This is a genomic window from Streptomyces sp. NPDC001663 (assembly GCF_042893105.1).
In the GTDB taxonomy this organism is placed as follows: domain Bacteria; phylum Actinomycetota; class Actinomycetes; order Streptomycetales; family Streptomycetaceae; genus Streptomyces.
Map to the genome: position 1 here is coordinate 112,766 of NZ_JBIAUR010000013.1, position 19,291 is coordinate 132,056.

At 68.7% G+C, this 19,291-nt stretch carries 14 protein-coding genes; 6 read left to right on the plus strand and 8 right to left on the minus strand.

Annotated elements, in window-relative coordinates; translation table 11 throughout:
- Positions 1–203 precede the first annotated feature (203 nt).
- Positions 204–1,529: a DNA-binding protein gene (locus ACFY1L_RS36440; protein WP_388834031.1), complete on the plus strand. Its 1,326-nt coding sequence runs from the start codon at positions 204–206 to the stop codon at positions 1,527–1,529.
- On the opposite strand, the gene ACFY1L_RS36445 is transcribed toward ACFY1L_RS36440, so the two are convergent.
- Both ACFY1L_RS36445 and ACFY1L_RS36450 read right to left on the minus strand, forming a co-directional pair.
- A complete protein-coding gene (locus ACFY1L_RS36445) occupies positions 1,530–2,543 on the minus strand; it encodes an NAD-dependent epimerase/dehydratase family protein (RefSeq protein ID WP_388834034.1) in 1,014 nt (337 codons plus the stop codon).
- A 779-nt stretch (positions 2,544–3,322) separates the two neighbouring features.
- Complete coding sequence (locus ACFY1L_RS36450; protein WP_388834037.1) at positions 3,323–4,525, minus strand: IS110 family transposase; 1,203 nt, start codon at positions 4,523–4,525, stop codon at positions 3,323–3,325.
- A 299-nt stretch (positions 4,526–4,824) separates the two neighbouring features.
- Here ACFY1L_RS36450 and ACFY1L_RS36455 point away from each other — a divergent pair, with 299 nt between their 5' ends.
- The 5 genes from ACFY1L_RS36455 to ACFY1L_RS36475 all read left to right on the plus strand — a co-directional run bounded on the left by ACFY1L_RS36455 (position 4,825) and on the right by ACFY1L_RS36475 (position 10,739).
- Entirely contained in the window at positions 4,825–5,889 is a 1,065-nt protein-coding gene (locus ACFY1L_RS36455) for an ABC-three component system protein (protein ID WP_388834040.1), read from the plus strand.
- Positions 5,886–6,359 (plus strand): ABC-three component system middle component 2, encoded by a 474-nt coding sequence (locus tag ACFY1L_RS36460; RefSeq protein ID WP_388834043.1) that lies wholly within the window; start codon positions 5,886–5,888, stop codon positions 6,357–6,359. Before ACFY1L_RS36455 ends, ACFY1L_RS36460 begins: the two co-directional genes overlap by 4 nt.
- 76 nt (positions 6,360–6,435) lie before the next feature.
- Entirely contained in the window at positions 6,436–8,208 is a 1,773-nt protein-coding gene (locus ACFY1L_RS36465) for a hypothetical protein (RefSeq protein WP_388834046.1), read from the plus strand.
- An 852-nt stretch (positions 8,209–9,060) separates the two neighbouring features.
- On the plus strand, positions 9,061–9,258 hold the full coding sequence (locus ACFY1L_RS36470; protein WP_388834049.1) for a helix-turn-helix transcriptional regulator: 198 nt from the start codon (positions 9,061–9,063) through the stop codon (positions 9,256–9,258).
- A complete protein-coding gene (locus tag ACFY1L_RS36475) occupies positions 9,249–10,739 on the plus strand; it encodes a tyrosine-type recombinase/integrase (RefSeq protein ID WP_388834052.1) in 1,491 nt (496 codons plus the stop codon). The genes ACFY1L_RS36470 and ACFY1L_RS36475 overlap by 10 nt, the downstream gene beginning before the upstream one ends.
- Before the next feature lie 62 nt (positions 10,740–10,801).
- Here the strand turns inward: ACFY1L_RS36475 and ACFY1L_RS36480 are convergent, their stop codons facing one another.
- From ACFY1L_RS36480 to xylB, 6 genes are all read right to left on the minus strand, one after another.
- Entirely contained in the window at positions 10,802–12,325 is a 1,524-nt protein-coding gene (locus ACFY1L_RS36480; protein WP_388834054.1) for an aldehyde dehydrogenase family protein, read from the minus strand.
- Between the two features lie 180 nt (positions 12,326–12,505).
- Positions 12,506–13,801, minus strand: a complete 1,296-nt coding sequence (locus ACFY1L_RS36485) for a GAF domain-containing protein (RefSeq protein WP_388834057.1) — start codon at positions 13,799–13,801, stop codon at positions 12,506–12,508.
- Between the two features lie 111 nt (positions 13,802–13,912).
- On the minus strand, positions 13,913–14,926 hold the full coding sequence (locus ACFY1L_RS36490; RefSeq protein ID WP_388834060.1) for an acetamidase/formamidase family protein: 1,014 nt from the start codon (positions 14,924–14,926) through the stop codon (positions 13,913–13,915).
- Positions 14,923–16,422 (minus strand): APC family permease, encoded by a 1,500-nt coding sequence (locus ACFY1L_RS36495; protein ID WP_388834063.1) that lies wholly within the window; start codon positions 16,420–16,422, stop codon positions 14,923–14,925. Before ACFY1L_RS36495 ends, ACFY1L_RS36490 begins: the two co-directional genes overlap by 4 nt.
- Positions 16,423–16,622: 200 nt before the next feature.
- On the minus strand, positions 16,623–17,831 hold the full coding sequence (locus ACFY1L_RS36500) for an ROK family protein (RefSeq protein ID WP_388834066.1): 1,209 nt from the start codon (positions 17,829–17,831) through the stop codon (positions 16,623–16,625).
- A gap of 16 nt (positions 17,832–17,847) precedes the next feature.
- Positions 17,848–19,287, minus strand: a complete 1,440-nt coding sequence (gene xylB / locus ACFY1L_RS36505; RefSeq protein WP_388834068.1) for a xylulokinase — start codon at positions 19,285–19,287, stop codon at positions 17,848–17,850.
- Positions 19,288–19,291 lie beyond the last annotated feature (4 nt).

The following is a 19,291-nucleotide window of genomic DNA, read 5'->3' on the forward strand; positions in this document are numbered from 1 at the left end:
GTTCACCCTGATCACGTGGCCTTGCCATGGCTTACTGCATGGCCTCTGCAGCACTTCCGGGTGGCGGTCGTGGCCTCGGGGTAGCTTTGAAGTGGCTTCTGTTTGGGACGTGTTGCTGTGAACCGGGTATGCGGGGTCCCCTTCGAAGGAAGGGATCGATCCGTGAGCCGCCCCGACGCGGCGCCGCAAGAGTTGGGGGCGGGATGAGAAGCGACCCGAGGACGCTGCTCGCGAAGCTGTGCGATCGGGCCAACCTCACCTACCGACGGTTCGATGAGAGGTTCAACGAGACCGGCGTCCGCCTCTTCGGGCACAGCCCCAACAATCCGACATGCGGGGAGACGCAGTTCCGGCGCTGGACCGGCGGCAAGCTCGTCGGGTTACCCGGACCGGAGACTTGCCAAATCCTTGAGGCGATGTGGCCGGGATATACGGCAGAGCAACTGTTCGCACCTCCGCCCGCGGACGATCCCCAGGCACCCGCGTTTGACCTTGAAGAGCGAGTTCAGATGACCGCACGTGAAGCCCATGACGGCGCCGATGCGACCGCCGCGGCGTCAATCTCTGACAACACCATCGACGAACTGCGTGACCAAGTGGTGAGCCTCGCCCGGTGCTACCACGCTATGCCAGCGGCGAAGGCGTACGAGGTGGCCGACGACCTCCGGCGAGAGGTCGAGCGGCAACGTGACCGGACGCAGATTCCGGTCCAGCAGCAGACCCTGATGATCCTGAACGGGCAGACGGCCGCTCTCCTCGCGGTAGCGGCGTTCGACCTGGGCTACTTCGCCAGCGCTCGTACGTTGGCTCGAACCGCAGCTGTGTACGGCGAGAGCACGCGATTCGTGCCCTTGCAGGCCTACGCCGACGGCACCTTGGCGTACATCGCTTACCACTCTGGCGAGCCCAATGAGGCTCTGGCAAAGGCCCAACGGGCGTTGTCGCACGGTGGACTTGGGGACATTGCTCAGCGTCGGCTGCACGCCATCGCGGCTCGCGCGTACGCCTACCTCGGCGACATCGTTTCTGCGCGTCAGGCCATCCAGCTCTCCGAAGAAGAGGGTCGGGACGTTCACGATGACCTGCATGACGCTGTGGGTGGCGAGTTCGGGTTCTCCTCAGAACGACTCGCCATGTCCAACAGCACAACCGCCTTGCTGATGGGCGATGCTGAGCAGGCCGAAGTAGAAGCCAGCCGGGCCCTGGCCCTCCTCGTTGAGAGGGCGCAGGGTGAGCAGTCCACCCATGTACGAGCCGGGGCGGCTGCCGACCTCGCCCAGGCCCGCCTCTTGTCCGACAACGTGGAAGGTGCGGCCGCCGCTCTGACGCCAATCTGGGAAGTGCCACCTGAGCAACGCAACACCGGGATTGTCGTGAGGACGGCGCGTATCGGAAGGCATCTTGCGCAGCCGCGGTACCACGGCTCACAGCTCCCAGCGGAACTGCGCGAACAAATCGAGGACTTCACACGATCCTCGCCGCCGTATCGGCTTGGCCCGACCGTCCCCCTCCTGGCTATCACTTCCTGATCATAGGGAGGCGAGGATCTTCGCTTCCTTCTCTGGGGCGATCCCGTGCTCGGCCCACCTCGGGTGGTCCACGGGACGCCCGTTCGCTGCAAGCCAGTCCCAGGTGTCGCGGATCGTTTCGGCGATTGGTCGGCAGCGTAGGCCCGCGGCGACCGCCCGACTGGAATCGACTTTCCAGACGCCGGCGTAGGTTCGCCACAGCGGCAGCTCGGTCCACTGCTTGACGTCGTGGTCGTTCAGGACGTCTTGGGCCGTCCACACCGGTCGTCCCGCGCCGCCGGTGACCGTCAGGCATGTGTTGATGAAGTGCTCGAAGGTGACGCCGTCCGGGTGTGTGATGTTGTAGCCGCCGCTGGTACTGCTCGCGACCTGGTCGAGGGCGAACGCCGCTACGTCGCGGACGTCGACCGGTTGGATCCGTTGCTCACCCGGTGCGGGGGCGAGGAATCGTCCGCCCCGCTTAGCTCGGGCCAGCCACCACGGGAGGCGTCCGACGTACTCCTCGGGACCCAGGATGACGCCGGGCCGGAGCAACACCGCGGCGTCACCGAAGGCCTCGGTCACGGCGCGCTCCCCGCCCGCCTTCTGGAAGCCGTATTTGGTCGGGCTGCCGTCTTCGCCCGTGTAGCCGTATGTCTCGTCCGCGTCCGGCGGGCAGTCCAGCAGCGGAGAATCATCGGCCAGAGGCTGGTGTGGCCAATCCTGGTAGACGGACACGGTGGAGATGTGCACCCAGCGGCGGGCCGCTCTGCGCAGAGCGGTGGCGGCCAGGAGGACGGTGCGAGGGGAGAAGTCGGAGCTGGACGTGTCGATCACAGCGTCCCAAGGCCCGAGCTGGGCAAGGGCTTGCAGGTCCTCGCGGACCGTACGGTCCCCATGTGCTGTCTCGACGCCTTCAACGTCCCGGCCTGAGCGCCCGCGGTTGAAGGTGGTCACCGACCACCCCCTCGCGAGCGCACCCTCCGCGATGTACTTACCCAAGAACCACGTGCCGCCGATGACGAGAATCCTCATGCCCCGATCCTGCCTTGTCGGTCGGAGGAGGGACAGGCTGCCCTGGCAGACGGTCCTCCTTAACCTCGCGCTTTCGTCAGTGGGTCTGTACGGGCCTTGATCAAATAGGTGGACAGTGCTGCTGACCTGACCCTATGAGGGCTGGGGCTTCCCCTCCCGGTTCGTGCGGCGCACTCTGCAGAGGGGAGCCGAGTCCGGGTCAGGAGGCCCGCGATGCAGGCTTACGTCGGGATCGATGTGCACCGCCGCCGGTCGCAGATCGCCGTCATGGACGATGGCGGCCGGACGGCGGTGAACCGGAACGTCCCCAACGGGCGCGAGACGGTGCTTCGACACCACGTGGGCTTGGGAGTTCGACAACGATATCGTCGATCGCGACTGGTTCCACGATGCCTGGTCGATCTTGACCGAACGGATCCGCAGGCTCCGTAAGCCCGAGCTCGATGCCCTGGACGATTGGTTCCGAGCGGCGACAGCACCGATCAAGCCGCTCGGTATGAGCCGAAATGTGATGGCCGAACAAGCTCGGTGGTGGCAGTTCCGCTACCCGCTGCTGGTGATTGGGGATCCGGCTGAACAGCTACCGCCGACATGCTCCCCTGCGCCCATCAACATCCAGTGACACCCACTGAGCGCCGGGACATCCGCCCCGGCGCCGGAGCCGTCACCGAGCCCTGGTGGAGGCACCCTGTCCATCGACGATCTCCGGTGGTAGAAGTGGGCAGCGGCGTGTACTTGGGGGAAACGGCGCACCGGGGGGGGTGCCCCTATGACTTTGGTCAAGGGGTAGTCGGGGTTGGTGGTTGGTAGAAGGTGCCGTCGCGGAGCATCGCGAAGAGCACGTCGGCTCGGCGTCGGGCGAGGCAGAGGAGCGCTTGGGTGTGGTGCTTTCCCTGGGCGATCTTCTTTTCGTAGTAGGTGCGGGAGGCGGGGTCGGCCAGGGCGGCGAACGCGGAGAGGAAGAAGGCCCGTTTGAGCTGCTTGTTTCCCCGTCTGGACGGCTGTTCGCCTCGGATGGAGGACCCAGAGCTGCGGGTGGCCGGGGCGAGGCCGGCGTAGGCGGCGAGGTGGGCGGCGGACGGGAAGGCGGTGCCGTCGCCGACATCGATGAGGATGCGGGCTCCGGTCCTGATGCCGATGCCGGGCATGGACGTCAGGACCTTGGAAAGAGGGTGGGCCTCCAGCAGTTCCTCGATCCGGTGGGCGAGGATTTTGCGCTGGTCGAGCACCGCCTGGAGTGAGTTGGCGAGGCTCGGCACGATCAGCGCGGCCGCGTCTGTGCCCGGGACGACGACGGTCTGCTCGTCCAGTGCGGTGAAGACGTCGTTGATCAGACGCTCGGCCATGCGGGGCGCCTTCGGGCGGATCAGGGCGATAAGTCGTCGGCGTCCGGCCTTGCGGATCTGGGCCGGCGAGCCGAACTGGTCCAGCATTCTGAGGACGGCCGGGTGCTGCATGCGCGGGCCGATGACTCGTTCCAGGTGCGGGTGGATCTGGGTGAACAGGCCGCGGAGCCGGTTGGAGAGGCGATTTGCCTCGGCGGCGAGGTCGTCGTCGAAGCCGACGATCATCTGGAGCTCGGCGATGGTCTCGTCGTCGAGGTCGACCGAGCGAAGCGTGTGCGGCATGGCCCGGGCCGCGTCGGCGATGATGAACGCGTCTTTCGCGTCGGTCTTGGCCTCGCCGGGATAGAGGTCGGCGATCCGCCGCATCGTTAATCCGGGCAGGTAGGCGACGTGGCAGCCCAGGTCCCGGGCGACTGCCAGCGGCAGGGCCCCGATGGAGGCCACCTGGTCGACGACCACGAGGACGGTGCCGTGTCTGGCCTGCAGCCTGGCGAAGACCTCGCGGAGCTTGGGTTCGCTGTTGGGTAGCCGTTTGTCGAAGGTCTTCTTCCCGGCCGGGGTGAGTGCGGTGGCGTGGTGTTCGCCCTTGCCGACGTCCAGTCCGAGGTAGACGTCGATGTCGCTGGTGTCGATCACGTCGTGGTTCCTTCGGTGCTGTTCACCCGGCCTGCCACGGCACTGATCGCCACATCCACATTACGAAGAGCCTCCCGACCTGCGGAAAGGTCGGTGGTCATGCCCCTAATCAGTGGTCTGTCAGCGCCTTCGGAGCTGGTGACACCACCCCCCGGGCCATGCACTCGACAAGGGGAGGTAGTCATGCCAACTCCGAAGGCCGGTAACCCCGTTGCGGGGCTACGAAGACGGTAATGGGGGGGGTAGGAGTGGACGCATTGCCGCAGGGCGGTGGCCAGAGGGGCGCGGACGGTGTGTCCGTGTCGCAGTATGTGCCGCCGCCGTCGGTCGTGCCGCACAACCAGTTCGACACCCGGACACCCCTGCAGCAGGTCTTCTACTGGACGCCGGAGCAGTGGGAGCAGTTCACCTGCGAGTGGGTCCGCATGCGCAAGGACGAGTTCGGCTACCTCGGCGTGGAGGTCCTGGGCGGGACTAACGACCGCGGTGCCGACGTCGTGGCCTTCATGAGCGAGCAGCGGCTGAGCGGTGTCTGGCATTGCTATCAGTGCAAGCACTACGCCGACGACCTCACGCTCGACGACGCGCTGCCTGAGATGATCAAACCGTTCGTGGCGGCGCTGGAGACGAGCCGGACGCTCCCCGCCCGGTACATCTTCGTAGCACCTAAGATCCATCCCCGGCTGAAGGACATGGTGCTGACCCCGACCGCGCTGAAGGAGCGGTTTCTCACGTACCTGGACGGGCGGACCAAGCCGGTCGCCGCGTTGTCCCCACAGACCCGGGCGGCCGTGCGGGCGTTAGTGGAGAGCACAGACTTCTCGCTGTTCTGGACCGTGAACCTGGACGAGGTCCTGGAGGTCTACAGCAAGTCGCCGCTGTTCGCCTCCCGCTTCAACCTGCCGCCCACCGGCAAGCCCCGCAAGCTCCTTCCCCCTCCCGAGCCCCAGGTCAACGAAGCGCGCTACCTCCAGCAGCTCCTGGACGTTTACCAGGAGAGGTTCGGCGAGGACATCGCCACCGTGCAGCACGCCTTCGAGTATCCCGATTCGGGAGAGCATCTTGGGCGGCAGAGAGTGGCGTTCTTCGACGCGGAAGCCCTACGCATGTATGCACGAGAGAGCATCGCGGGGGACACCTACGAGGAGCTACAGGACGACGTGCTGACCAACCTGATCGAGGTGGCCGCCATCGACTACGCCTCGGGGTGGGAGCGCCTCCAGCAGGTCCTCAAAGCCTCTGGGCAGATGGCCCTCACCGGATCGCCCCTGCTGCACCTATTCCGCAACAGCCAACGTCAGGGCATGTGCCACCAGCTGGCGAACGTCGACAAGCTGCACTGGTGCAAAGGAGGTTGCCGATGAACCCGCTCAACAGTCCGGTCGAAGTGGGGATGCGTACGTTGGTCCTCCTGGCCCACAGCCATCCTCACCCACTAGACCTCTCCTGGCTGGTGGTCCTGGACCACGCCATGCTGCACAGCAGTCAGTTCGACGGTCCGCCCAGCCTCCACCCCCGCCTGCCCGCCCAGCCGGGCGAGCTCGGCATGAAACGGCAGATGATGCAGGAAGGGCTGGAGGTGCTGCTGCGCGCCGGCCTGGCCACGGTGGAGGCGACCGAGGGCGGGCTCGTCTACCAAGTGACCCCGCGCGGCTCGGGGTTCGTCGGCATCCTTGAGGCTCCGTACGTCGGCGAACTGCGTCAGCGCGCGCAGTGGGCCGTGGAGCAGTTCGCCTCGGCCACGGACGCGGTGGCGGCCACACGCGACATCACGACCCGCTGGCACAACGAATTCACCACCGACATGCAGCACCTGGGGGTCGGCCGTGGCTAATTTCACCCTGACCCATCTGACGTACGCCGGTGCGGGCCTGCCGACGGCCAGCGTGGAGTTCGACCCCAAGTTCACGGTGATCTACGGCTCCTCCAACACGGGCAAGACCTTCCTGGTCGACTCCATCGACTACATGCTCGGCGGTCATGTCCGTCCCTCGATCCCGCGTGCTGAAGGATACGGACAGATCCTGCTCGGCCTGCTGCTTCCCGACGGCAGGCCTCTCACACTGGTCCGCAAGCCCGGCGGCAAGAGCATTCACGTGCACCAGGACGACCTGAGGGAGCTGTCCCACGCCACCCCCGACGCGATCGTCTCGGCCCGCAGGATCCGCAGCCGCCGTGACATCTCGCACTACCTGCTCAGCAAACTGGGACTGGACGACACCTACGTTCGCACCAACGAGGGCGGCAACACCGAACTGCTTAAGCTTGCCGACCTGACCCACCTCAGCGTGGTCACCGACACCCGCATGATCGATCCGAATCCGCCCTCGCAGCGCACCCGCGGCACCGCGGCCATGACCACCGCACGCTCGGTCATGAAACTGATGCTGACCGGAGAGGACGAGCCCCCGGCGACCAAACTCCCCAATGCTGCTCAACGGCGCGTTCAGCGGGGCAAGATCAACCTGATCGATTCGCTGGCACTGGACTTGCACGCCAAACTCTCCCGCGACCAGACCCCCGACGAGCTGCGAGATCAGCTGGCCCGGTTAGAGGACAGCCTCAACGACATGGCCCGCTCGCTGGCCGGCGAGTCCGAGCAGCAGGCCCGCGCCGTCGCCGCCCGTGCACACCTGGCCGAGACGGACGCCGAGCTGGAGGCACGCCTGGGTGAGGTACTCGACCTGCTGGGGCGATTCGACACCCTGCGTCAGCAGTACGAAACAGACCTCGCTCGTCTGGAGATGGTCAGCGAGGCGGGCAATCTGCTGGGCTACTTCCAGGTCGGCCGCTGCGTCTTCTGCGGGGCGGACCCCGAACACCAGCAGGCCCAGCACGGCCATCAGGAGACCACCCAGCTGCACGAGGCCGTGCTCGTCGAGTCCGCCAAAACGCACTCCCTCCTCGCAGACCTCCGGCTGACCATTGAAGGGCTGGAGAGCCAGCGCGATGAGCTGGCCGAACGCCGCACTGCCCTGAGAGAGCAGGCGGCCGAGGCAGACCGGGCCCTGGCGCAGATCGAAGCCCGACTGGCCCCTCTCCGCGAGGGGCTGGAGGACACTGTCGGCGAGCGGCTGCGCGTTGAACGCGACCTGGAACTGCGGGCCCGGCTCGATGAACTGGAAGAGCACCGCTCCCAGCTGGTAGCCCAGGGCGCCCTGCCGTCCAAGCGGCGGGAATCCCTGATCGCGGGCAGAATCCTGTCGTCGTTCGACGGGATCTTCCAACGCACCCTGGATTCCTGGCGGATCCCCGAGGTGGAAGGCGCCGGCTACGACCCCTACAGCGGGGACGTCAGTGCCGGCGGAACGGCGCGCGCCGGCCACGGCCGAGGCATGCGCGCTCTGTTGCACGCCGCATTCTCTATTGCCCTGGCCCGCTACTGCCAGGACCGCAGACTCCCACATCTCGGCTTCCTCGTCCTGGACTCGCCCCTGGTGACGTACAAAGAGCCGGACTTTGACGCCGACCGCATCCCCCCGAACGTGATCGACCATTTCTACCGCTCGTTCCTGGCCTTCCCCGGCCAGGCCATCGTCGTCGAGAACGCAACGCCGCCCTCAGACGTCCTCGAGCATGCACGGATCATCACTTTCAGCGGCAGCGGAGCCCGCCCCGGCTTTTTCCCGCGCGTCCCAGCACCGCCAACCGGACCTGAGACGCACCGAACCCGCAGGGAGTGAAGCGCCGGATGGCCCGGCATGCCGATACCGTGCTGACCGGGTGGCCCCGAGGTGGAGCGGCGGCATGTCAGGTGCCCTCAGCACTGTGAAGCTGTCACGGGCTTTCCGCCGACCACCACGCACGGAGAACAACGGGCAACCGTCGAGCGGCACACTCACGGTAACGGCCCTGGGGCTGGGGCCTCTCAGGCATCGGCTCTGAGAGCGTCGCCCCGCGGTTCGAATGTCCACGCCTCCGTATTCGCTCACGGCAGACGGGAATGATCCTCGAAAGACTGGAACTCGTTCTGGGGCTATGTCAACGTACAACACTCACGTAGGCAGGCCAATGAGTGGCTTGACGGTGGATTTGGCGAGGTGCTCATCCTATTTCGACTGGCCGTTCAATATCGCAACTTCAGCCCAGGCTGCCGGTCGTAGGTCGCCGATGCCCCTTGGGTCACGTGCGAGGCGCATGTTTGGCAGGCCGAGTATGAGTCTCGATGGGGTAATGCCACGGACGTGATTTCGAGTCGGCGCTGGGCAGGCGGTGGCGCAACATAGCCGACGATCGCCGGTTGGCCAAACCGGCGATCGTGAAGACCATTGAGTCGTTCGTGGCGGCTTTGCTTGGCCGGGGAGCCCAACGGACTCAGCGAGGCGGCAGGTAGATAGAAGGAGGGGAAGCGGGCGGCTACCACTGGCCGCTTCCCGTCGGTCTGCAGCCCCCGCTTCGCTGACTGCGGTGACACAGATGCTCCACGCTGCCTTGGCGGATGACGCGTGCCGTCCACCCCATGGGCGGAGTCGCAAGTGGAGCGCTGACAACCGTTGCACTCAACGCTTCCGTCCCACTCAATCGAGAAGACTTCGATGCCACGACCTCCCGCACTCAAACTTGCCGAAGTCCTCACAGAGATCCGCATGAGCCCGTCCGCGTTCTATCGCCTTCGGGCCCGAGGGCTGGCTCCTCGGATGATCAAGTTGCCGAATGGAGAACTGCGCTGCCATCGCGCCGATCTGGATGCGTGGTGGGATGCGTGTGAAAGGGATACGCCTGAATGGCGATGAGCTACAAGGTTCGATTCTGGGAGATACGCGAGCGGGCCGATCGTCGCTCGAGTTTCGAGGTCCGCTGGACGGTCAACGGCCGGGAGAACTCCGAGTCCTTCCGCACCAAGGGACTTGCGGAGAGTCGACGGTCCAAGCTGATGACCGCCGCTCGCGACGGCGAACCCTTCGATACCCAGTCCGGCCTGCCGGCCTCCGAGATCCGGGCTCTGAAGCAGCGTACGACGTGGTACGTCCTCGCTCGGGCATACGTTGAGCAGAGGTGGGGGCGGACCCCAGGGAACACCCGCCGCACGATCGCGGAAGCCCTGGCCACGATTACCCCCATGTTCGTCGAGGGGGGTGCTGTCTACCGGGAACCTCGCGTACTGCGTCGAGCCCTGTACTCGTGGGCCTTCAACAAGAACGCGTGGCAGGACGATCCCCGAGAAGAGTGGCAGGTCGCACTCAAGTGGCTGGAGCGCCACTCACTGCCTGTCAGCGAACTGGAGGAGCGGGACGTCTTGAGGCGGGGTCTCGACGGACTCTGCCGGAAACTTGATGGGACAGCAGCTGCCGCGAAGACCGTGAAGCGAAAGAGGGCAGCGGTCAACGAGGTGTTCGAGGAAGCAGTCGAACGCGGTTACTTCGCGCACAACCCGCTCAATGGCCTACGTTGGTCGGCGCCGGAAGTCGATGACGAAGTCGACCCCGACTGCGTGCCGAATCCTGCTCAGGTTGCTCGCCTGCTGTCTGCTGTGAAGGCCCTGCCCGGCCGTGGCCCTCACCTGTACGCCTTCTTCGGCTGCATGTATTACGCCAGCATGCGCCCGGCGGAGGTCATACACCTCCAGAAGTCACAGTGCCGGCTCCCGGCGACTGGGTGGGGACTTCTGAACCTGAAGGGCGGCGTTGTGACCGCAGGTAAGGAGTGGACAGACGACGGCGCTGTACACGAGATCCACTCTTTGAAGCGCCGGGCAGCCAAGGCCACGCGACCAGTCCCGATTCCTCCCGTCCTCGTCCGTATGTTGCGCGAACACATACGACAGTTCGGAGTTGCCCCCGACGGACGTGTGTTCCGCAACGGGGCGGGAAACTACATCGATGCCTCGGCGTACAACATCACCTGGGGGCGAGCACGCGAGGCCGCTCTTACTCTTGACGAGCAATCCCTCAACCTGGCGAAGCGCCCTTACGACCTGCGCCACGCCGGCATCTCGTTCTGGTTGGCCTCCGGCGTCGACCCAGCGGAGTGCGCGCGCCGAGCGGGCCAGAGCATCCAGGTCCTCTTCCGCTACTACGCCAAGTTCCTTGCCGAGACGAGGAATCACGCCAACCGGCTGATCGAGGACTCCATGCGGCGCTGGGAGAACCTGGCCGAAGACCCGGAGGGAGTCTTAGTGGAACCTTGGCCCGGAAATGCCCCGGAACTACTGGTCGAAGGTGGGATAGCGGTGGGAGATATCGGGAGTAAGGGCGTGTTTCGACTCGCCACCTAGTTGTGCTCCGAGAGGGGCGTCTGGCAGGCATATGCCCTGGTCAGGCGCCCCTTTTGTTGTGCCTAGAAGAAGCCCAGCTTCTTCGGGGAGTACGAGACGAGAAGGTTCTTCGTCTGCTGGTAGTGGTCCAGCATCATCTTGTGCGTCTCGCGGCCGATCCCGGACTGCTTGTAGCCGCCGAACGCGGCGTGTGCGGGGTAGGCGTGGTAGCAGTTCGTCCAGACGCGGCCCGCCTGGATCGCGCGGCCCGCACGGTAGGCCGTGTTGATGTCCCGGGTCCACACACCGGCTCCGAGGCCGTACAACGTGTCGTTCGCGATCTTGATGGCGTCGTCGAAGTCGTCGAAGGAGGTCACCGAGACTACCGGGCCGAAGATCTCCTCCTGGAAGATCCGCATGCGGTTGTCGCCCTCGAAGATGGTCGGTTGGACGTAGTAGCCGCCCTTCAACTCGCCGTCGTACTCGATGCGTTCGCCGCCGGTGAGGACCTTCGCACCTTCCTGCCTGCCGATGTCCAGGTAGGAGAGGATCTTCTCCAGCTGGTCGTTGGAGGCCTGGGCGCCGATCATCGTGTCGGTGTCGAGGGGGTGGCCCGGCTTGATCAGTTCGGTGCGGGCGACCGCCGCCTCGAGGAACTCGGCGTAGTGGCCGCGCTGGACCAGCGCCCGGGACGGGCAGGTGCACACCTCTCCCTGGTTGAGCGCGAACATGGTGAAGCCCTCGAGGGCCTTGTTGCGGAAGTCGTCGTTCTTCGCCCATACGTCGTCGAAGAAGATGTTGGGCGATTTGCCGCCGAGCTCCAGGGTGACCGGCTTGATGTTCTCGGAGGCGTACTGCATGATCAGCCGCCCCGTCGTGGTCTCGCCGGTGAACGCCACCTTCGCCACCCGCGGGCTGGACGCGAGCGGCTTGCCCGCCTCCACGCCGAAGCCGTTGACGATGTTCACCACGCCCGGCGGCAGCAGGTCGGCGATCAGGCTCATCCAGTAGTGGATGGAGGCCGGGGTCTGCTCGGCGGGCTTGATGACGACCGCGTTGCCCGCGGCGAGGGCGGGGGCGAGCTTCCACACCGCCATCAGGATGGGGAAGTTCCACGGGATGATCTGCGCGACCACGCCGAGCGGCTCATGGAAGTGGTACGCCACCGTGTCGTCGTCGACCTCGCCGAGCGAGCCCTCCTGCGCGCGGATCGCGCCCGCGAAGTAGCGGAAGTGGTCGATGGCGAGGGGGATGTCGGCGGCCAGTGTCTCGCGCACCGGCTTGCCGTTCTCCCAGCTCTCGGCGACCGCCAGCGGTTCGAGGTATGCCTCCATCCGATCGGCGATCTTCAGCAGGATGTCGGAGCGCTCGGTCACCGAGGTGCGGCCCCAGCCCGGTGCGGCCGCGTGCGCCGCGTCGAGCGCCCGCTCCACGTCCTCCGCCGTGCCGCGCGCGATCTCGGTGAACGGCTGCCCGTTCACCGGCGAGGGGTTCTCGAAGTACTGCCCGCGGGCCGGCGGTACGTACTCGCCCCCGATGAAGTGGTCGTAGCGCGCCTGGTAGGAGACGATCGCGCCCTCGGTGCCGGGCGCCGCGTAACGGGTCATGCTGGCCTGCCTCCTTCGAAGCGCTGCCCGCCGTTGGGCAGCTCTCGCGGGGAGGCTAGGGACGGGGACGTTGCAACTACGTTGCCGTGCGTCTGCGGAGTCGGCCGGTACCGTCGGCTCGACTCCAGTACCGCAAGACGGGCCCGGACCGCCGTCGCCGGCGTCCGGCCTGCGAGGGTGCTACGCCGGCGTGGCTCTCCGGCGGCCTGTGACGCCGGGCCAGTCGGCCGGTGCCGCCAACTCGCCCTCCAGCGCGGCGAGTCGGGCGCGGACGGCCGCTGTCGGGCGGACCGCCGCGAGCGCCCGCCAGACATCGAGGTCGTCCTCGCCCCACGGCGCGTGCGCCCAGTCCGCCAGCAGGTCTGGATCGCGGCGGGCGATCAACGCCGTGCGCAGGCCGTCGGCGAGGCGGTGCCTGAGCCGCACCACCGCCGGGGCCTGGGAACCCGGTAGCAACGGCCCCGCGTACGCGGCCGCGGCCGCCGTCACCGCACCGGTCTCCAGCCGCCGCTCCACGACGGCGACGTCGCACTCGACAGGAACCGTCAGCCGATACGGCCGCGATTCCAGCAGCCCCGGCCCGAGCACCCTGCGCAGCCGGGCCAGTTCGGCACGCAAGGTCACCGGCGTCACCGACTCGTCCTCGTACAGCGCGCACAGCAGCTCGTCGCCGGTCAGGCCCTCCGGGTGCCGGGCCAGCAGGACCAGGATCTCGCTGTGCCGGCGGCTGAGCCTGATCCTGCGCCCGCCGGTGAGGAGTTGGGCCTCGTCCCGGCCCAGTGCCGTCAGCTCGGGTGTGTCGGCGGCGGGCTGCTCCGGCACGAGCAGCGCCAACTGGGACTCGGCCGCCCGTGCGACCGCCTGCACGAAGCCCAGGCTGTGCGGGTGCGCCAGCCCGTCCCCACCGGTGATGTCCACGGCACCGAGCACCCGCCCGGTGCGCGGATCGTGCACCGGAGCCGCCGCGCACGTCCAGGGCTGCACGTGACGGATGAAGTGCTCGGCCGCGAAGACCTGCACGGGCCGGTCGACGGCGACCGCGGTTCCCGGCGCGTTGGTGCCCATCGCCGTCTCCGCCCACCGGGCACCCGGCACGAAGTTCATCCGGTCCGCGCGCCGCCGGGTCGTCGGATGGCCCTCGACCCACAGCAACCTGCCGTGCGCGTCGCACACCGCCAGCAGATGCTCGCCGTCGGCGGCGAAGCTCCCCAGCAGCTCACGGAACAGCGGCATCACCCGGGCCAGGGGATGCTCGGCCCGGTACGTGCCGAGGTCACCGTCCGCGAGCTCCACACTCGCCGTGCCGTCGGGCCCCACACCGGCCCGCGCGGAACGCCGCCACGACTCGGCCACCACCGCACGCACCGGGCCGGGCACCGTGCCCACTTCGGTGAATGTCTCGTGCGCGCGACGCAGCATCCGCGCGTGCTCGGCAGGGTCGGCCCCCGGCTCCAGGGCCACCCACGGATCGGTCAACTCGGCCTCCCCGACTGGCGATGCGGCTGGGGACATCGTCACTCCGGGTACGCGTGCGGACAACCGTTTCGACCGGGATCCCCCGAGCGGTGGCCGATTCGCCGTTGTGGCTCAGCGCCGCAGGGCCGCTGCGGTTTCCCGCAGTTGTGCGTGTATCCCGCGGTGTGTCTCGCGGCCGGGCAGCCACTGCTTGCGGAGCTTGGCCACGCACGTGTAGTTGGTGTCGCACACGTTGGCCAACGGCGACTCGACCGCCTGGGTCGCGAACTGGTACGCGTCCAGCTCGCTGAACCCGTAGTCGCGCACCAGCCACTGCACCAGGTCGAGCTGGGATATCCGGAAAGCGTCCTCCAACGGGCGTGCCGAGCCCGTCGAGATGATGTGCGTGTCCGACTCGATACGCGGCCACGGTGTGGCGATCCCCTTGAGCAGTTCGACGATCACCACGGTGTTCATCGCGCACTCGACGGCGACCCCGCAGGTCTCGCCCTCGCCCTGCCGCGCGTGCCCGTCGCCGAGGCTGAGCAGTGCGCCCTCCACGTTCACCCCGAGGTAGCAGGTGACGCCGGCCCGCATCTCGGGGGTGTCCATGTTGCCGCCGTGCGCGTCGGGCACCAGCGCCGAGCGGACCTCGAGATTGGCCGGGGCGACACCCACGGTGCCGTGCATCGGGTCGATGGGCAGCTCGGCCTCGATGTCGCTGTCGTGGGCCCGGAAAAGAGCCGTGCGGCGGGTGCGGTCGAGCTGCCAGATCCAGACGGTCTCGGGCAGCGGCGGCTGCAGCGTGGCCGTGGTGTGCGTGGAGGTGAGCGCGCCGAACAGCGGGACCGTGGTCGACGCCGCCCAGTCACGGGCCGGTTCGATGGACACGAAGTGCACGGCGACCGTGTCACCCGGTTCGGCGCCCTCGACGTGGAAGGGGCCGGTCTGCGGATTGAGGAACGGGAACTCGCACACCTCGGAGACCAGGTCCTTCTCCGAGCGCACCCGTCCGGCGAAGCAGTCCTCCGTGTACAGGTCGAGGACCGTGCCGGGCGCGATGCGCGCCACCGGTGGTGCGCCGCCGAACGTCCAGGCGTACTCGCCCGGTTCGGGCCGGACGGTCAGGATGCGGGGGTCGCTCATTGCTGTGCTGCTCCGTTCTGCGCAAGGCCGGTGGGGGAGGGGTCGTCGAGGTGGACGCGGGCGGTTTCGGCTATGCGCTCGGGATGCCGCCGCATCAGCACGACCAGCACGACGACCCCCGCGGCCATCCACACCCCGACGATGGGACCGGCGTAGGACACCGGTGCGGTCAGCTCGGTGACGAAGTCGAAGACGGGCAGGCCCGCCGCGGTCAGCAGCGCGGGCACGAACGCGACGATGCCGAGCACCGGCAGCAGCAGATGCCGTACCGGCTTGAGCAACTCCCGCCTGCGGCGCAGGAAATAGCCGGCGCAGGCGAGGTTCACGACGATGTAGACACCGATCACGACCGTGACGATGACCGTGGCGAGCAGGAGGAACGCCGTCACCGGGTCGTAGGCGAACCCCAGCCCCAGCACCGCACCGACTGCCACGACCGTCTGCACGGCGATCCCCGCGACGGGCGAGCGGTACTTCGGGTGGAGCGCCGCGAAGAGGTGGGGCAGGACGCGGATGCGGGCCAGGGCGAAGGCCGTCCGCGTCGAGACGTTGGCGCACGCGTTGGCGTTGGCGATCGTCGAGTTGACCACGGCCAGGAACACCAGCACCCAGAACAGACCGAACGACGCCCGCGCCACGCCCTCCCAGGACGCGTCGCCGGAGGCGCCGAACTTTGCGAACCGGTCCGGCCCGAAGTACACCGTCATGGCGTAGGTGGTGATCACGTAGAACAGGCCGATCGCCAGGGCCGCGCCGAGGACCGCGCGGTGCATCGTCCGGCGCGGGTCACGCGTCTCCTCGGCGAGCGGGGCCGCGGCCTCGAATCCGGCGAAGGCCAGCACCGTGTACACCGAGCCGGCGAAGATCCCGCCGATTCCCTCGTGCCCCTCGGCCGTGTGCGAAGTCCCGAACACCGACAGCGTGTTGTCCCCGCCCGCCTTGCCGATCAGCCAGACGGCGAACACCAGGAAGACGACGATCTCGAAGACGCCGAGGACCGTGCCGAAGCGGGCCGAGGCACGCACTCCGAAGTACCCCGCGGCCGCGATGATCGCAGCCCCCGCGAGCGCCCACGGCCACCAGAGATCCGCCGGATACGAGGACCACTCCTCATGCAGTGTGCCCGCCGTCGTGAAGCCCAGCTGCAGAAGCAGCAGCGGCGGGACCAGGGCCTCCACGAACACATAGCCCCAGCCGACGAGGAAGCCGACAGTCGGGTGCAGCCCCTGCGCCGCATACGTGGACACTGAGCCGGCGGCCGGCAGTTCCCGCGCCAGCTCGGCCACGCACGATGCGGTGAACAGACAGGCCACCAGCGCGACCAGCACCGCCAGCGGCAGACTGCCGCCCGCGAAGGCCGCACCGGACGGAATGGACGCGGCGACCGCCGCGGCCGGCGCCATCGCCGTGATGCTCTGGAACAGGACCTCGCGCAGTCCGATCGCGTCGCGCCTGAGACCTGTGCCGGTGAGACCTGCGTCCGCTTCCCCCGACATGTGAATCCCCCTCAATTCACGCCGATACGCAGCGCACCTCCCGACCGACCGACGGGTGCGCCTCGTGTGAATCACGGTACGGCGCTTGCGGGTTGGGCAGAAGAGTGCGCCGTGGTTCGGTGGACGAGGGCGCGGTTGTGGATATCTCGGCCACTCGTCCGAGTGAAAGCGGATGAAGAACGGGTGGTGCGGGGCCGGGCTCAGGCCCGTTCGGCGACCGCCGCGGGATCGTCCAGCACCGCCCGCACCACCGAGTGCGCCGCCCCCAACAGCGGCCCCTCGGGACCCAGCCGCGACACGCTCACCGGGCAGGCGGGGCCCGCGGTCCGTCGGTCCAACTCGGCCTCCAGCGAGGGCAGCAGCCAGGGCGCGAGCCCGGCCAGCGCGCCGCCCAGCACGACGCTCTCGGGGTCCAGCAGATTGACCGCCCCGGTCAGCGCGATGCCGAGCGCCGTCCCCGCGTCGCGCAGCGCACGCCGTACGTCCTCGTCGCCGTCGGCGGCCCGGCCCGCGAGCAGCCCGACCCGGTCCTCGCCCGGCTCCAGACCCGCGGCGCGCAGCACCGCTTCCTCACCGGCGTACTGCTCCAGACAGCCCCGGCCGCCGCACGGGCACGCGGGCCCCTCCGGCTGCACCGGGACATGCCCCAACTCGCCCGCGAAACCGCGCGTCCCGCGTAGCAGCCCGCCGGCCACGACGACCGCCGCGCCGATGCCGATCTCCGCCGACACGTGCAGGAAGTCGTGCGGAGTGCCGTCGGCCAGCCAGAGTTCGGCGAGCGCGCCGAAGTTGGCCTCGTTGTCGACGGTCAGGGCGAAGTCGTCGGGCAGCAGGGCCCCGAGGTCAGTGTCGTGCCAGTCCAGGTTGGGGGCGCGGACGACGGTGCGGGCGTCGCGCGCCACCAGGCCCGGTACGGCCACCGCGAGTCCCGCGGGCCACAGTCCCTCGCGCTCCGCCTCGGCGACGACCCGGCGCACTAGCTCGGTGAGCTCCTCGACCACCGGCCGCGGGGAGCGGCCGCGGTTCGCGCCGTGCCGTACGGCCCGGGAGCGCACCTGTCCGCGCAGGTCGACCGCGCAGACGGCGAGGTGGTCGACGCCGATCTCGGCACCGATCCCGGCGGGGCCGTGGCCGCTGACGGCCAGGGCCGAGCCGGGCCGCCCCACCCGGCCGGGCCGCTCGGGGCCCAGCTCCTCGAGCAGCCCGGTGCGTATGAGCTCGTCGACGAGGGTCGACACCGCGGCCCGGGTCAACCCGATGTGCGAGGCCACGGCGGCCCGGGAGAGCGGTCCCTCGGCGCTGACGGTGTGCATCACCCGGGCGAGATTGCGGCGGCGCATGCCCTGCTGGGTGTCGGGCAGCGCCCGTCCCGGGCCGGCCGGGTGGGCCTCGTGCAGCGGTGCGGTCATGCCTCCGTCAGTCCGTTCAGTCCGTTCCTCGCTCCAGCAGCGGGGCCGCGTCGGAGAGTACCCCGGCGATCCTGGCGAGCGTCGTCTCGTCCCGCTCCACGGCGTCCAGCACCGGGCCCGCGGCGGTGTTCCAGCGCCGGGCGACCGCGGCCGGGTCCTCGCCGGTCAGCAGGCCCGCCGCCTGCGCCGCGGCGCCGAGCGCGACCAGTTCCTTGGCCTCGGGGACCTGGACCGGGCGGCCCGACAGCCTTCGTACCGTCTGCTGCCAGGCGGTGCCCCGGGCGCCGCCGCCGATCAGCAGCAGCGGCGTCGAGCGGTCCGCGTCCTCGTCGAGGACCAGGTCGAGCGCGCCCAGCAGCGAGTGCACGGCACCGTCGTAGGCGGCCTGCAGGAGCTGGCCGGCGGTGGTGTCGTGGCGCAGCCCGTGCAGCAGGCCCGAGGCGCTCGGCAGGTTCGGGGTGCGTTCGCCGTCCAGGTAGGGCAGCAGCGTGACGCCGGTGACCGGGTCCACGGCCTCGCGGTCCAGACCCAGCAGGGTCGCGATGCGGTCGACGGCGAGCGTGCAGTTCAGGGTGCAGGCCAGCGGCAGCCAGTCCCCGTGGGCGTCGGCGAAGCCGGCCACCGTGCCGGTCGGGTCGGCGGGGCGCCGCTTGGAGACGGCGTACACCGTGCCCGAGGTGCCGAGGCTCAGCACCGGAGTGCCCGGACGCAGCCCCAGGCCCAGCGCGGCCGCGGCGTTGTCGCCGGTGCCGGGCGCGACCAGGGTGCCCTTGGAGAACGGCAGGTCGTGGCTGTCGCGCACGGTGCCCGCCACCTCGCCGGGCCGCACCACGCGGGGCAGCAGCGCCGGATCCAGCCCCACGTGCGCGAGCGTTTCCTCGTCGTACGACTCCGTCTGGGACGCCCACCAGCCCGTACCGGAGACATCGCCGCGGTCGGTCGTGCCCTGCCCGGTCAGGCGCTCGGTGAGGTAGTCGTGGGGCAGGCGCACGGCCTTGGTCGCGCGGATGGCCTCCGGTTCGTTCTCGGCGAGCCAGGCCCACTTCGTGACCGTGAAGGACGGTCCGGGCACGCTGCCGGTGCGCTCCGCCCAGCCCTTCGGGCCGCCCAGCTCCTCGATCAGACGGCGGGCCTGCGGCGCCGAGCGCACGTCGTTCCACAGCATGGCCGGGCGGACCGGTTCGCCCCGCTCGTCCAGGGTGACCAGGCCGTGCTGCTGGCCGCCGATCGACACCGCGGCGGCCTCGTGCGCCGCATCGCCGCACTGGCGCAGCGCCTCGCACAGCGCGTCCCACCACTGACGCGGGTCGCTCTCGCGGCCCGCTCCGGAGGAGACGGTGTGCGGCGCCTGGCCGCTCGCGACGACCTGACCGGTGGCCGCGTCGACGACAAGCGCCTTGGTGGACTGGGTGGACGTGTCCACGCCGACGACGAGCGGACCCTCGGCTGCTGACATCGGG